This is a genomic window from Streptomyces coelicoflavus (assembly GCF_045041415.1).
Classification (GTDB): Bacteria; Actinomycetota; Actinomycetes; order Streptomycetales; family Streptomycetaceae; genus Streptomyces; species Streptomyces coelicoflavus.
This window is the reverse complement of the sequence record NZ_CP108218.1, coordinates 409111-423860: the sequence shown is the minus strand read 5'-3', so window position 1 is coordinate 423860 and position 14750 is coordinate 409111. Positions and strand designations below refer to the sequence as shown.

The 14750-nt window shown below is 73.7% G+C and carries 13 protein-coding genes; 8 read left to right on the top strand and 5 right to left on the bottom strand.

The features are described 5' to 3' along the window. The first annotated feature begins 198 nt into the window (after positions 1–198). Positions 199–369 carry a hypothetical protein gene (locus OHA99_RS01935; protein WP_164381081.1) on the top strand — a complete coding sequence of 57 codons (171 nt, stop codon included), beginning with the start codon at positions 199–201 and terminating at the stop codon, positions 367–369. Between the two features lie 39 nt (positions 370–408). On the opposite strand, the gene OHA99_RS01930 is transcribed toward OHA99_RS01935, so the two are convergent. Further along, positions 409–1074 carry a nucleoside/nucleotide kinase family protein gene (locus tag OHA99_RS01930; protein ID WP_366471563.1) on the bottom strand — a complete coding sequence of 222 codons (666 nt, stop codon included), beginning with the start codon at positions 1072–1074 and terminating at the stop codon, positions 409–411. A gap of 53 nt (positions 1075–1127) precedes the next feature. Between OHA99_RS01930 and OHA99_RS01925 the strand changes: the two genes are divergently transcribed. From OHA99_RS01925 to OHA99_RS01910, 4 genes are all read left to right on the top strand, one after another. Further along, entirely contained in the window at positions 1128–1868 is a 741-nt protein-coding gene (locus OHA99_RS01925; protein ID WP_366471564.1) for a beta-phosphoglucomutase family hydrolase, read from the top strand. Next, complete coding sequence (locus OHA99_RS01920; RefSeq protein WP_153176419.1) at positions 1865–4243, top strand: glycoside hydrolase family 65 protein; 2379 nt, start codon at positions 1865–1867, stop codon at positions 4241–4243. Before OHA99_RS01925 ends, OHA99_RS01920 begins: the two co-directional genes overlap by 4 nt. Before the next feature lie 147 nt (positions 4244–4390). Then, entirely contained in the window at positions 4391–5884 is a 1494-nt protein-coding gene (locus tag OHA99_RS01915; RefSeq protein ID WP_405693634.1) for a hypothetical protein, read from the top strand. A 74-nt stretch (positions 5885–5958) separates the two neighbouring features. Further along, positions 5959–6435: a DUF5709 domain-containing protein gene (locus tag OHA99_RS01910; protein WP_405693632.1), complete on the top strand. Its 477-nt coding sequence runs from the start codon at positions 5959–5961 to the stop codon at positions 6433–6435. A gap of 64 nt (positions 6436–6499) precedes the next feature. Here the strand turns inward: OHA99_RS01910 and OHA99_RS01905 are convergent, their stop codons facing one another. Then, complete coding sequence (locus OHA99_RS01905; protein WP_153176417.1) at positions 6500–6721, bottom strand: hypothetical protein; 222 nt, start codon at positions 6719–6721, stop codon at positions 6500–6502. Positions 6722–6923: 202 nt separating this feature from the next. Between OHA99_RS01905 and OHA99_RS01900 the strand changes: the two genes are divergently transcribed. Further along, positions 6924–9194: an MMPL family transporter gene (locus tag OHA99_RS01900; protein ID WP_405693630.1), complete on the top strand. Its 2271-nt coding sequence runs from the start codon at positions 6924–6926 to the stop codon at positions 9192–9194. Here OHA99_RS01900 and OHA99_RS01895 read toward each other — a convergent pair. Beyond that, positions 9166–10275, bottom strand: a complete 1110-nt coding sequence (locus OHA99_RS01895) for a PP2C family protein-serine/threonine phosphatase (RefSeq protein ID WP_153176415.1) — start codon at positions 10273–10275, stop codon at positions 9166–9168. The two genes, OHA99_RS01900 and OHA99_RS01895, sit on opposite strands and share 29 nt — an antisense overlap. A gap of 70 nt (positions 10276–10345) precedes the next feature. Beyond that, positions 10346–11554: a beta-1,3-glucanase family protein gene (locus OHA99_RS01890; RefSeq protein ID WP_366471567.1), complete on the bottom strand. Its 1209-nt coding sequence runs from the start codon at positions 11552–11554 to the stop codon at positions 10346–10348. 384 nt (positions 11555–11938) lie between these two features. Between OHA99_RS01890 and OHA99_RS01885 the strand changes: the two genes are divergently transcribed. Together OHA99_RS01885 and OHA99_RS01880 are read left to right on the top strand one after the other, a co-directional pair. Then, positions 11939–12838, top strand: a complete 900-nt coding sequence (locus OHA99_RS01885) for a GNAT family N-acetyltransferase (RefSeq protein ID WP_381502870.1) — start codon at positions 11939–11941, stop codon at positions 12836–12838. 122 nt (positions 12839–12960) lie between these two features. Continuing rightward, positions 12961–13329: a hypothetical protein gene (locus OHA99_RS01880; RefSeq protein ID WP_153176412.1), complete on the top strand. Its 369-nt coding sequence runs from the start codon at positions 12961–12963 to the stop codon at positions 13327–13329. A 15-nt stretch (positions 13330–13344) separates the two neighbouring features. On the opposite strand, the gene OHA99_RS01875 is transcribed toward OHA99_RS01880, so the two are convergent. Then, positions 13345–14232, bottom strand: a complete 888-nt coding sequence (locus OHA99_RS01875; protein WP_381502867.1) for a Gfo/Idh/MocA family protein — start codon at positions 14230–14232, stop codon at positions 13345–13347. Positions 14233–14750: the final 518 nt, after the last annotated feature.

Below are 14750 nucleotides of genomic sequence, written 5' to 3'. Positions count from 1 at the left end.
GCCTCCTTTGTCTCCCATGTCTCCCACGGAGGTCAACATAGCTCACCCCCCGTGCCCGGCAGGGCGGACCACCGCGCCCGGAGCCCGGCCCGCGCCGCCCCGCCGGACAACCCCGCGCCCCGGACGTGGATAGCACCGCGTCCCCCGGGAACCCGCCGCCACGGAAGGACCCGCAGACACGGACGAGGAGCCGACGTCATGACCGTCCCGGAAGAGAACCGGCCGAAGACCGACACCACCGACGACGTTCTCGAGCAGCCCCCGGGCCGGCGCGAGGACGAGCCCCGCCCGCCCGGCGGCACCGGCCGGACCCTGCGCGAGGCCCTCGAGGAGGCACACGTCCGCCCCGACGACTTCGACGAGAAGTGACCGCCTCAGACCGGCGTTGAGGGCGCCGGTCTGAGGCGGTCACGGCGGCGGACCCGTCACCGCGTCCGCCGGCACCACCAGGTCGGCCCGGTGCCGGGTAGCGGCGACCAGCTCGGCGTTGCGCCGGTCCGGCCCGAGCGCCCACGCGGCCGCGTCGGCCGGGGACTTGCCGAAGCGCTCGTGCCGCGCCACCAGCCGCCGGACGCGCTCCTTCTCCTCCAGCGCGCAGAACCACACCTCGTCGAGCCGGGGCCGCACCCGCGCCCACGCCCCGCTGTCCAGCAACAGGTAGTTGCCCTCCGTCACGACCAGCCGTGCGGCGGGCGGCACCGGCAGGGCCCCGGCGACCGGCTGCTCCAGCACCCGCTCGAAACCGGGCGCGTACACGATGTCGCCGTCCGTCTCCGTACGCTCCTTGCGCAGCCGCTCCAGCAGCGCCGCGTACCCGGCGGCGTCGAAGGTGTCCGGCGCGCCCTTGCGGTCCCGGCGACCCAGCCGGTCCAGTTCGGCGTCGGCGAGGTGGAAGCCGTCCATCGGCACGTGCGCCACCCACGGCTCGCCCGTGCCGTTCAGCTCCCGCACCAGGTGCGCGGCGAGTGTGGACTTGCCCGACCCGGGAGAGCCGGCGATACCGAGGATCGCGCGCCGCCCGTCCCGGGGGAGGCGGCGGGCGCGGGTGAGCAGGTCGTCGAACGTCAGCGGCACATCCCACAGTGTGTCACCCGATCGGACCCGCCCCGGCGGGGAACTGTGGGGGTATGACGACGCAGCTCGGACTCCCCGACGACATCCAGGCCTGCCTCTTCGACCTCGACGGGGTCGTCACCAGGACGGCGGTGGTGCACGCCGCCGCCTGGAAGGCGACCTTCGACGCCTTCCTGAGCGAACGGGACGGCCCGGACTTCCGCCCCTTCACCGACTCGGACTACGACCAGTACGTCGACGGCCGCCCCCGCGCCGACGGCGTCCGCTCCTTCCTCGCCTCCCGCGGCATCGAACTGCCCGAGGGCACCCCCGAGGACCCCCCGGACGCGGGGACCGTCAACGGCGTCGGCAACCGCAAGAACGAACTGCTCCTGGAGAAGATCCGCACCGACGGCGTGGAACCCTACGACGGCACGCTGCGCTACATCGACGCCGTCCGCGCCGCCGGCCTCGCCACCGCGATCGTCTCCTCCAGCGCCAACACCCGGGACGTGCTGCGCTCCATCGACGCCGAGCGGCTGTTCGACGTACGGATCGACGGCGTGGTGGCCAGGGAACGGAAACTGCCCGGCAAACCACACCCCGACACCTTCCTCGCCGCCGCCCGGGACCTCGGCGTCGAGGCCGCCCGCGCCGCCGTCTTCGAGGACGCGCTGGCCGGCATGGACGCGGGCCGCTCGGGGCACTTCGGCTACGTCGTCGGCGTCGACCGCGTCGGCCAGACCGACGCCCTCTACGCCCACGGCGCCGACCGCGTCGTCAAGGACCTCGCCGAGCTGGGAGACCACGCGTGATCACCAACCGGACGTACACCGTGGAGCCCTGGCGGGTGCGCGAGACCGCCCTCAACCTCGACCTCCTCGCGCAGAGCGAGTCCGTCTTCGCCCTGTCCAACGGGCACGTCGGCTGGCGCGGCAACCTCGACGAGGGCGAACCGCACGGCCTGCCCGGCAGCTACCTCAACGGCGTCTACGAACTCCACCCGCTGCCCTACGCCGAGGCGGGCTACGGCTACCCGGAGTCGGGCCAGACCTCCATCAACGTCACCAACGGCAAGCTGCTGCGGCTGCTGGTCGACGACGAGCCCTTCGACCTGCGCTACGGGCGGCTCGGCAAGCACGAACGGACCCTGGACCTCCGGCGCGGCGTCCTCGAGCGGACCTGCGAGTGGACCTCCCCGGCCGGCACGACCGTCCGGGTGCGCTCCACCCGCCTCGTCTCCCTCACCCAGCGCGCCATCGCCGCGGTGGAGTACGAGGTCGAACCCGTCGACAGCCGCACCCGGGTGGTCATCCAGTCGGAGCTGGTCACCAACGAGAGCCTGCCCTCCGCCGACGGCGACCCGAGGACCGCCAAGGCGCTCCAGTCCCCGCTGGAGCCGGAGGAGGACCTGGCCGTGGGGTCGCGGCTGCGGCTGGTCCACCGCACCCGGCGCAGCGGCCTGCGGGTCGCCGTGGCCGCCGACCACGTCGTCGACGCCCCCGGCGAGATCACCACCAGCAGCGAGAGCAACGCCGACGTGTCCCGCCTCACCATCACCTCCGTCCTGGACCCGGGACAGCGGCTGCGGGTGCAGAAGACCGTCGCCCACGGCTGGTCCGGCGCCCGCTCCCGGCCCGCGATGAGCGACCAGGTGGAGGCGGCGCTGGCCGCCGCCGCACACGGCGGCTGGGACGGGCTCGTGGCCGAACAGCGGGACTACCTCGACGACTTCTGGGCCCGCGCGGACGTCGAGGTGCACGGCGACGAGGAGATCCAGCAGGCCGTCCGCTTCGCCCTGTTCCATGTGCTCCAGGCCGGGGCCCGCGCCGAGCAGCGCGCGATTCCGGCCAAGGGACTGACCGGTTCCGGATACGACGGCCACGCGTTCTGGGACACCGAGATGTTCGTGCTGCCCCTGCTCACCTACACCGCGCCGAAGGCCGTCGCCGAGGCGCTGCGCTGGCGGCAGGCCACCCTGCCCGCCGCCCGCGACCGCGCCGCCCAGCTCGGGCTGCGCGGCGCCGCGTTCCCCTGGCGGACCATCGACGGCTCGGAGGGCTCCGCGTACTGGCCGGCCGGCACGGCCGCCTTCCACGTGGCGGCCGACATCGCGCACGCCGCGGTGCGCTACACGGCGGCCACCGGCGACATCGACTTCGAACGCGAGACCGCCCTGGAACTCCTGGTGGAAACCGCCCGGTTGTGGCGCTCCCTGGGCCACCACGACCACCACGGCGTCTTCCACATCGACGGCATCACCGGACCGGACGAGTACAGCGCCGTCGTCGACGACAACACGTACACCAACCTGATGGCGCGCGCCAACCTCCTCGCCGCCGCCGACGTGTGCGAACGCCACCCGGAGGAGGCGACCCGGCTCGGCGTCGACGAGGAGGAGAGCGCCGCCTGGCGGGACGCCGCCGAGGCCGTGCACATCCCGTACAACGAGGAGATCGGCGTCCACGAGCAGCACGCCGGCTTCACCCGCCACCAGCGCTGGGACTTCGCACGCACGGCCGCCGACCAGTACCCGCTGATGCTGCACTTCCCCTACTTCGACATCTACCGCAAACAGGTGATCAAGCAGTCCGACCTGGTGCTGGCCATGTACACCTGCGGCAGTTGGTTCGACGCCCACTGCGACGACGACCAGATGGCCGCGAACTTCGCCTACTACGAGCCGCTGACCGTACGGGACTCCTCCCTGTCCGCCTGCTGCCAGGCCGTCGTCGCCGCCCAGACGGGACATCTGCGGCTGGCCTACGACTACGCCACCGAGGCCGCCCTGATGGACCTGGCGGACCTGGAGCACAACACCCGCGACGGACTCCACATCGCCTCGCTGGCCGGTACGTGGATGGCGCTGGTCGCCGGGTTCGGCGGCACCCGGCGGGACGGCGACAGCCTGCGCTTCACGCCCCGCCTGCCCGAGAAGTTCAGCCGCCTCGCCTTCCGGCTCCAGTTCCGGGGCCGGTGCCTCCAGGTGGAGATCGGCCCCGACCGGGCGTCGTACTCGCTGCTGGGTGGACCGCCCCTGACGATCCATCACCACGGCACCGAGGTGCACGTGAACGGAGACGGACCCGTTACGCTCGGCATCACCGCGCCGAAGTGGCGGCCCACGCCCGAACAGCCCCCGCACCGCCGGCCCGGCGTCGGCGACCGTTCGGTCCCCGGCGACGGATGAGACCCGGCGACTGGCCGAGTTCCGTCCTGTGCTTCGGGGGCACGCGGGTTAGTTTGATCATGTTTTCCGGGAATCCGGGCTCCCGCCACGGGCGGCAGGAGGTGAGGGACGAGCGGCCCCGCGACGCGCGGGGGTGAAAGGTGCACGATGACCGACGGCGCGAACGCCACTCTTGTCGACGGACGGAGGGGCACGGCGGCGAAGGCGTCCGGCACCCCGCGGCGATGGCGCGGCGTCAGACCCGTGGCCGCCGTGGCCGCCGCCTTCACCCTGGTCCAACTGGTCCTCGTGCACCCCTGGATGGGGCTCGGCTGGGACGAGATCGTGTACACCAGCCAGGTCACCACCCACCACCCCGCCGCCTTCTTCAGCGCGCCGCGCTCCCGCGGCGTCTCCCTGCTGGTGGCACCCGTCGCCTCCTGGTCGGCCTCCACCGAACTCCTGCGCGTCTACCTCGCCGTGCTCTCGGGCCTGGGCCTCTACCTCGCCCTGCGCGCATGGCAGGGCCTGTTCCCGGCCCGGGTCCTCGCCACCGGTGGGGCGTTCCTCGCCACGCTGTGGGTGACCCTCTTCTACGGTCCGCAGGCCATGCCCAACTACTGGGTCGGGATCGGCGCCCTCACCACCGTGGGCTGCACCCTGCGGGCGCTGGGTGCCAGGGAGCCCCGGGGGCGCTCCGCCCGGGGCGCGCTGTGGGGAGCGGCCGCCGGAGCCGTGCTGATGGCGCTGATGCGGCCCACCGACGCCGTCTGGGTGGCCGTGCCGCTGCTGGTCGTCGTCCTCGTACGCCGCCACTGGCCGCTGCTGCTCGCCCTCGCGGGCGGCCTGGCGGTCGGGGGAGGGGAGTGGGTGATCGAGGCGTACGCCTGGTACGGCGGGCTCGGGGAGCGGCTGGAGCGTGCCTCCGAGATCCAGGGCGGCCTCGGCTGGAACATCGCCGTCGACGACCAGATGCGCAGCCTCGGCGGACGGGGACTGTGCCGCCCGTGCACCGGATCCATGCCGCACCCGGTCGTCACCCTGTGGTGGCTGCTCCTCCCGGTGGTCGCCGCCGTCGGCGCGGTCGTCGCGCTCCGGGCCCGCCGCGCCACCGCGACACTGGTCCCCCTCGCCTGCGCCGTCACGGCCGCGGCGCCGTACCTGTTCATGATCGGCTACGCGGCGCCCCGCTTCCTCCAGCCCGCCTACGCCCTGCTCGCCCTCCCGGTCGCCGACGCGCTGTGGCACCTGGTCAAGGCCGGGCGGGACCGGTGGCGGCCGGTGGCCACGACGCTGGTCGCGCTCGCGGTGGCCGGGCATCTGACGGTCCAGTTCTCGGTCCTCGTGGGCACCGTGAACCGCAACGTCGACAGCCGCGAGGACTGGGCCCGCGTCGCCGACGAGCTGCACCGGCTCGGGGTCCGCCCGCCCTGTCTGCTCACCGGCCACGAGTCCATCCCGATCGGCTACTACACCGGCTGCTCCTCCGGCTCCACCAGCGGCAACAACGAGAACACCACCGTCGCCGAGATCCTGGACACCGCCCGGCGGATCCCGGTCGCCGCCCTCACCGGACCCGGCGGCACCCCGCCGGCCTACACCCGGGGCTGGGCGCCCCACCACATCACCGACCTGGAGATCCGCGTGGCGCCCCCGGGTTAGAGATCGCGTATCGGGAAACGCGAACCCGGACAGCGGGACCACCGAGCCGACGCGAGCGCGAGAGGGAGGCAGCGATGGGCACCGACCCGATGGCCGACGACACCTACCAGCCCACCGGCAGCAACGAGGAGCAGGAGGACGCCGCGCCCCTCGACCTCCAGGACGCCCTCGACGAGCGGACGTACGACGACACCCTCGACGAGGGCTACTCCCCGCCGGAGAAGCCCCTGGGGGTGACCAAGCACGGCACCACGGCCGCCGAACAGCACGAGGGCGAGACCCTCGACGAACGGCTGGCCGAGGAGGTGCCCGACGTGTCGGCGCCCGACGGGGACGGTGTGGGCGACGAACCCGGGGGCGAGGGCGAACCGGTCGACCCGGAGGCGGGCACCGACCGCTCGGGCCGCCTGGTCGCCCCCGACGAGGGCGTACGCGCGGACACGACCAAGGAGACGGTCGCGCAGGACGTCGGCGTCGACGGCGGGGCCGCGGGCGCCGAGGAGGCAGCGGTGCACGTGGTGGAGGACGAGACGGAGCTGCCCGAGTCCTAGCACCGGAACAGCACACGGGGAGCCCCCGGCCGGAGCGGTGCGTCCGGCCGGGGGCTCCCCGCGGTCAGGGCAGCAGCTTGTCGAGGGCCGAGGGGCCCTCCTCGGCCAGCTTGCGCCTGGCCCACTCCAGGTTCTGCGGGGTGACGTCCCGGCCGGCCGCCAGGACGATGTCCTCCGGGGACACCTCCGTGCCGGTGCGGGCGTGGAGCAGGTCGTCCGGGGTGGCGCGGTCGTCCCCCGGACCGGCCTCGGAGGGTCGGGAGGCGTCGGGCTGTGACGTCGACATGATCAGTGCTCCTCGCATCCGGATCGCTGCTTCGGTGCCGTGCTGTTGTCGGTCCCGAATATCCCGATAACACCATTCAATGCGGAACCGGCCCGCGCATCCGGAAGCGCCGACGGAGGGGCCCGGTCCGACGTGCCGCCCGGGACGCCCCGGCGTGTAATGGGAGCCATCGAGCGTTTCGCCCGGCAGAAGGACCACGGTCATGGCAGGAAGGCGCACCGGCGCCGGGGGACGGGGGACGGCGGGAACGGGGGGCCTGCGGCGGTGGGGAGAGTGGTGCGCCCGGCACGGGGTGATCGTGGTCGTCGCGTGGCTGGCCGCCCTGGTGGCGCTGACCCTGACGAACCGCTCCTTCGGCGGCGACTACTCGGACGACTTCACGCTCCCCTCGTCCCAGTCGCAGCAGGGCCTGGACGTCCTGCAACGGCACGATCCGGCGGCCGGCGGCTACAGCGGCCAGATCGTCGTGCACGACCACGACAAGGCGCTGACCTCGCTGGACTCGCAGATGGCCACCACCGTGGGCGATCTGCAGAAACTCCCGCATGTGCTGTCCGTCCAGAACCCGCTCACCGCCGCCCCGGCCTCCGGCTCCTCCGGAGGACACAACGAGGGCCCCCTGTCGACGGACGGCCGCACCGGCTACATCACCGTCCGCTTCGACATCCAGCCCTCCCAACTGGGCGACGGCTACCTGCACGGAGTCGACGACGCCGTCCAGCCACTGCGCTCGGCCGACGCAGAGGTCGAGTACGGCGGGCCGCTCGGCGAACTGGCCCGTCCCGACGCCGACGACCGGGTGAGCGAACTCATCGGCTTCGGCGTCGCCGTCGTCGTCCTGCTGATCGGCTTCGGCAGCGTCCTCGCCGCCGTCGCACCCCTGGTGACCGCCCTGATCGCGGTGGTCGGCGGACTGGCCGCCCTGGGCCTGCTCGCCGCCGCGTTCACCTTCGCCACCGTCTCTCCGACGCTGGCCACCATGATCGGACTGGGCGTCGGCATCGACTACGCCCTGTTCCTGATCACCCGGCACCGGCAGAACCTCATGAACGGCGCCGATCCGGTGCGGGCGGCCGGCCACGCCACCGGCACCAGCGGCCGGGCCGTCCTCGTCTCCGGCTGCACGGTCATCGTCGCGCTCCTCGGCCTCTACGCCTCCGGGGTCTCCTTCATCGGCAAGCTCGGCATCGCCGCGGCCGTGACGGTCGTCTCCGCCGTCCTGGGCGCGCTGACCCTGGTGCCCGCCCTGCTCGGGCTCGTCGGCCGGCACATCGACCGCCTCCGGGTACGCCGGCCCGTCGCCGAGACCGACGCCGAGCCGGGCGCCGAGCCGCACGGCACCTGGCACCGCTACGCGCGGCGCGTGGAGCGGCGGCCCTGGTACTTCCTGGCCGGCGGCGTGGCGGCCCTCGCCGTACTGGCCGTCCCCGTGTTCTCGATCCAGCTCGGCCACATCGGCGACGGCGCCGATCCCACGTCCTTCACCGACCGGCGGGCATACGACCTGATGTCCGACGCCTTCGGACCCGGCTCCAACGGTCCGCTGACCGTGGTGGTCGACCAGAGCGGCGTGCCCCAGTCGCAGCGCTCGAACCTCGCCTCGCAGGTCGGCAAGGCTCTCGACGGGATGTCCGGCACGGCCGCGGTGACACCGGTGACCGCGACCCAGGACGGCGACGTCCTGCTCGCCACCGTCTACCCGGCCCACTCCCCGCAGAGCGCCGCCACCACCGGGCTCACCAACCGCCTCGTCGACAGCACCCTGCCGCACGCCGTCGCCGGCACCGACGCCAGGGGCTACGTCACCGGTACCAGCGCCGCCCAGGTCGACTTCCGCGACATCGTCGCCGACCGGCTGCCGCTCATCATCGCGGTCGTCGTCGCCCTGGCCTTCCTGATCATCCTCGCCGTCTTCCGCGGTCTCCTGGTCGCCCTCAAGGCCGCCGTCCTCAACGTGCTGTCGATCGCCGCGTCCTACGGCGTCGTCGTGGCCGTCTTCCAGTGGGGCTGGGGAGGACCCGCACTCGGCGTGTCCGGCACCGTGCCCGTCGAGAGCTACGTCCCGATGATGATGTTCGCGATCATCTTCGGGCTGAGCATGGACTACGAGATCTTCCTGCTCTCCCGGGTGCACGAGGCATGGCTGCGCACCGGGGACGCCAAGGGTGCGGTCGCCCACGCCCTGGAGATCACCGCGCGGGTCATCACCTGCGCGGCCCTGATCATGGTCAGCGTCTTCGCCGCCTTCGTCATCAGCGACAACATCGTGGTCAAGATGCTCGGGCTCGGCCTGGCGGTGAGCGTGCTCGTCGACGCCACCGTCGTACGCCTGCTCCTGGTGCCGGCCGTGATGACCCTGCTGGGGCGGCACGCCTGGTGGACTCCGCGGTGGCTCGACCGGATCCTGCCGCACATCGACGCGGAGGGGGAGGGCGAGCGGGCGGTCACCCCCCGGCCGGCGGCGAGGGAGTGAGCACCAGCATCGTCACGTCGTCCTGCACGTCCGGGCAGAAGCGCACCAGATCCGCCCAGACCAGGTCCGGGAGCGCGGCCGGGTCCTCGCCCGCGAGGGCGCCCAGCCGCTCGGCCAGCGGATAGAACGCGCCGCTGTCGTCCCTCGCCTCGACCACCCCGTCGGAGGCGAGGAAGAGCCGGTCGCCCGGGCGCAGCGACACCGTGCACGCCTCGATCGCCCCGGCGTCCGCGAGGCCCAGCCCGAGCGGCGTCCACGGCGACACCTCGAGCTCCGTGGCGTCCGCACCCCGCAGCAGCAGGGGCGGCGGGTTGCCGCACACGACGACCCGCACCTCGAGACCGTCGGGGGAGAACTCCAGCAGCGCGGCCGTGGCGAACAGCTCGGCGTGCCGCGCGTCCGCCGAGTCCACCAGCAGCCTGCGGTCGAGCCGACCCGCCACCGACGCCAGGTCCGGCTGGTCGAGCACCGCCTCCCGGAACGCCCCCAGCAGCGAGGCGACCGTCGACACCGCCGACAGGCCGTGCCCCTGCACATCCCCCGTCACGGCCCGTACGCCGAAGGGACCGTCCCGCACGTCGAAGAAGTCGCCCCCGACCAGCGTCCCGCGCTGCGCCGCCCGGTACAGCCCCGTGCAGCGCACCGCCCCGACCCGCTCGGGCAGCGGGGGAGCGACGGCGCGCTGAGCGGCCTCGGCGACCGTGCGCTCCAGCCCCAGCTGGGCGTCCCGCCGGCTGCGCACGAAGGACACGAAGACGCTGAGCACGGCGACGAAGACGATGGTCAGCAGGTCGGCGTCGCCCGGCCGGTCGAGCTGGAGCGCCGGGATGTGCAGGAGCGCGATCACCACACCGCCCAGCAGGGCGGTCGCCAGCGGACCGTACGACAGGACCGCCAGCGGCGGGATGGCGCCCAGCAGGAAGCCGATCTCCAGCGGCTCGTGACTGAGCAGGGTGGCCGCGCAGATCGCCACGACGAGGGCCGGCGGGAGCACCCGGACCCAGCGGGGCGGCGGCGCCCCGCTCAGCCAGCTCCGCCGGTCCTCGCCCCGACGCGGTGACAGGGCGGGCACCTTTCGCACACCACCACGCTCCTACGCCGGCGCACCGCCCGCACGCGGAGAGCCGGGCGGGGCGGTGCGCCGGCGGGGCTCAGAGGGCGCCGAGCGTCAGCCGGAACCCGGTGGGGGCCGTGTCCTGGATGTACGAGGCGAAGTCGGCCACGTCGTCGAAGGCGAAGCCGTACGCCCTGCCGTCCTCGGTGGCCGCGTGCACCGCCCTGGAGTAGTGGTTGGTCAGCGCGGTCCCGTAGAACGTCGCGGGGTCGGTCGTGGGCTGGTCGGCCGAGGAGACCAGCGTGGAGCGGTTGAACCCGGCGCCGAGGACCGCGGCGACCGGACCGGTCGTGCCGTCGTTGGGGGCGGCGAGGCTGCCGTCGCAGAACAGCACGTCCCGGGTGGACGGCCTGGCGAAGGACACCTGGGCGGGCCCGTCGAAGGTCATCCGGTCCCCGCGCACCCGGCCGGTGAAGGTCCCGGCATTGGTGGTGATCCTCAGGTCCTTGCCGGTGTACGTGCTCCACACCTCGTCGATGTACGGGGCGAGGTAGTCCTTCGGGAACAGACCAGCGTCCAGCCCGTGTCCGGGTGCGATCACGCGGGTGTCGTCCACGACCAGCGGCGCGAACTCCTCCACCTTCCGCACCGCGTCGAAGGCGGCGGCCCGGCCGCCCGCACGTACGGTGCCGGTCGTCTGGTCCTTCGCGCCGGTCAGCCGGATGCCGAGCGGCACACTGAACATGTCGACCATGGTGGTGTTGCAGAACATCCCGGAGGAGTTGTACGTGAACTCCGCGCAGTCGTGCAGCACCCCGTAGTTGGGGTCGGACTCGACCCAGCCCGCCGGGTACTGGAGCGCGGCGTTGCCCGCGCCGTCCGCGACGGCCTTGAACTTCAGCTTCGCGCCGAGGGACACGTAGATCCGGCCGGAGAGGTGGGGCAGGTTCAGCTCGGTCTCGCCGCTGCCGGCGAGGTCGATCGCGTAGTCGGTGTAGCCGTCGGCGCCGTTGTCGGCGAGGGCCACGGGTGCCACGGTGCCGTCCGGGGTGACCCGCACCTGGCGGCCGTCCACGTTGCCGACGATGTACACGTGCACGTCGCCGTTGCCGAAGGAGCCGGTGCCGTTGACGATCGTCAGCGGCAGGCCGCCGGCCGCGCCGGCCTTCGGGGCCGCGTCGTCCGAGCCGACTTCCGCGAGGGCGTGCGGGGCGACGGCGGCGGCGACCGGAGCGGCCACGGCGATGCCGCCGAGGGCGACCAGGAGCTTGCGGCGGGCGAGCGGACGCTGGTGACGAGGGGTCATGTGGGGGGTCTCCAGAGTGATCGGGGCACGACCGTGCGGCGGTGAGGTTCTGAGAGCGCTCTCACGATGTGCGCCGATGGTACGCAGCACGGATGAGCCGGCCAACCGGCTCCGCGCTGCCCCAAAGACGTTGTCCCAGCTGGGACTTGGGGTGGTCGCTTCGTACGCGGGAACGCTTAACCGCCGATTAAGGTCCGTTTAATCCGCACCCGAAAAACAGTCGCCGGACCTGCCCGGCGTCGCATAGCCTGTGCCCGACGCCCTGAGACCGACGGAAGGAGGGCAGAGCCGTGCAGTTCACCTCACCTTCGCGCTCCCTCCCCGTTGTCCCGGCGTACCTCGACTGACCGGGAGCGCACCACACCTGCACTTCCCGGAGGAACCGTGACCGATCTGGTCATCCGCGCGCTCGACGCGAGCGACGCCCATCTCTTCGACACCCTGCCCGACCCGCTGGACGCCCGTGAGGGCCACCGGCGCACCCGACACCGCCCCGACTGGAAGCGGGTCGCCCTGCGCGACGGCACCGTCGTCGCCCGGGCCGCCTGGTGGGGCGGCCCCGACGACACCGAACCCGTCACCGTCAACTGGTTCGACATGGCCGAGGGCGAGGAGGAAGCCGGAGCCGAACTCCTGCGCACCGCGCCCTGGCAGGTCGAACTCGAACTGAACCCGCCCGGCACCTGGCGCGATGACCCCGCCGTGCGCACCGCCACCGAGGCACGCTTCACCGCCGCGCGGGCGGCCGGTTACGACCTCCTGGTCGAACGCTTCCTGTACCGGTGGACACCGGAGTGCGGGCTCCCCGAGCGGCCCGGCCGACTGGACTTCCGCCCGGAGCCCGACGACGCGGTGTTCTTCGACGCACTGCGCCGCATCCACTCCGTCACCCTGGACGCCCACGCGCTGATGGACATCGCGGAGGGCGGACTCGACCAGGCCGCACAGGCGGAGCTGGACTTCTTCCACTGGTGCCCGTCACCGCGGGAGTGGTGGCAGCTCGCGTACACCCCGCGGGGCGAACTCGCGGGCATCCACATCCCCGCGCACAACCCGTCCGGCCCGTGCGTCGGTTTCATCGGCGTGCTGCCGGAGCACCGCGGGCGCGGATACGCCTACGACCTGCTGGCCGAGTGCACCCACTTCCTGGTCGAGCGGGGCGCGGAGTTCGTCTCCGCGGCGACGGACCGGGGGAACCATCCCATGGCCGCGAACTTCGCCAAGGCCGGCTACCCGGTCGTGCGGGAACGGATCAACTTCCGTCCCGCGGCGGCCGTGCGCTGACCGGATCGGACCGGATCCGGATCGTGCCGGACCGGGCCGGAGCGACTCCGGCCCGGTCCGGGCGGCAGGTGGCATGCTGGCCCCGCACGGGTGATCATCAACGCGGGTCCGGCGGAGGCGACATGGGGTTCGAGGGCGAGACCTGGCACGTGCGCGGGGCGCCCGGCACCGGGGAGCGTGCCGGAGCCGGCGCGGAGATCGGGGAGATCCTGATCGAGGGCGCCGACTTCCCCTGGCTGTCGGGGCGGTTCCGGGCCGGCCCGGCCTACGGCGCCGTACGGGACCTGTTCGCCCGCGAACTCGCCCTCGCGGAACGGGACGACGCCGGGCACTGGGCGGAGTGGGAGACGGTCTACGCCGAGATCGAACGACGGGTGCGGCTGGTGTCGCCCGACGGTCCGGTCGCCGAGTTCCTGCTGCACATCGAGGGCGACCGGGCCTGGTTCCGGTGGAGCGACGAACCCTTCGAGCGGGAGCGGACCGACGGCTGAGCGCGGTCACTCCCGTCACCCCAGGTCGGCCAGCAGGGCCTCGGCCTCGGCGAGGATCTCGGTCACCCGCAGCCCGAACGCGGCGTCGCACGGATGCGGGCGCCCGCCGCCGGCGGCGGTGAGCAGCGCGTCCGCGGCCCGCCGCAGGGCGGGCACCGGACCCTCGGTGGTCTCCGGGAGCAGCGTCACGCCGGCCCGGCCGCGCAGCTCCACCGCGGCACCCGCCGCGGCGGGCGGCGCGGTCAGGCTGAGCGTGAGCGTGCTGGACGCCCCGCCCGCGTGGTCGAGCACCAGATGGACGGTGTCCCCGGGGCCCGGCGCGGCCGCCGCCACCCGCCGGGCGTCACCGAGGACCGGCAGCAGTACGGACAGGGCGTGCGGCCCCACGTCCCACAGGGCGCCCTTCTCGCGCCGCCACGGCGAGTCGGCGAACGGGCTGTCGCCGTCGCCGAACACGGCGCCGAGCCACTGCGCCCGCGCGGTGAACCAGCCGTCCCTCGCGCCCTGTTCGGTGATCCACGCCCCGGTCTCGGGCTGGAACCGGGTGGTGAAGAAGACCACCGAGGCCACGCCCGCCGTACGCACCGCCTCCGCGACCGCCCGCCCCTCGGCCACCGTCGGCGCGAGCGGCTTGTCGAGCAGCAGGTGGCGTCCGGCCCGCGCCGCGCGCACCGCCAGGCCGGCCTGCACGGCCGGGGGCAGCGCGACGGCGACGGCCTCCACGTCGGCCAGCAGGGCGTCGACGTCGTCGTAGGCGCGCGTGCCGTGCCGCTCCGCCAGTTCCTTGGCGGCATCCGGGCGGCGGCCCCACACCCCCGTGAACTCCAGCCCGTCGTGGGCCGCCAGCGCGGGGGCGTGTGCCATGTCCGCCCAGGGGCCGGTGCCGAGCAGTCCGATGCGCATGCCGTCGCCTCTCCACGGTGCGGGCCCCCGGTACGGGCCCCGCCGACGTTCCTCCATGAGGCCGGTGAGCCAGAGCCCGGCCGATGCCGAGCGTGCCACACCCGCAGGGGGTCGGGACAGGGCGGAGGGCACCGGGGCACGGCGGGACCTCGTGCACACCGGGCGGGGGAGGGCGTCCCCGCATGCCCCGGCCGAGTGCCCGAGCGCCCGGGCGCCGGGAGCGGGGCGGGCCCGTGCGCGGTCCTCGCCCGGTAGGCCGCCCCGGGCCCGTCGTCTGCGGCCGACCGCGCCCGACCTTCGAGGAGTACCCGGGGCAAAGTGCCCGCACGGTTCCCGACGCCCCTCACCCCCATTCCCCTCCGCCTCCGACACCTCACGGGCACCCTCCGGCGGCGGTCGGAGACTCCTCGTGTGCGCGGCCCGTTCGCTGTGCCGCCGCACCACGCCCGCCGTGGCGGGTTGGGCGCCGGCACAGTGCGCGGGCCGCGCACACGGCACAGCACCGCAGGTGACAGGCC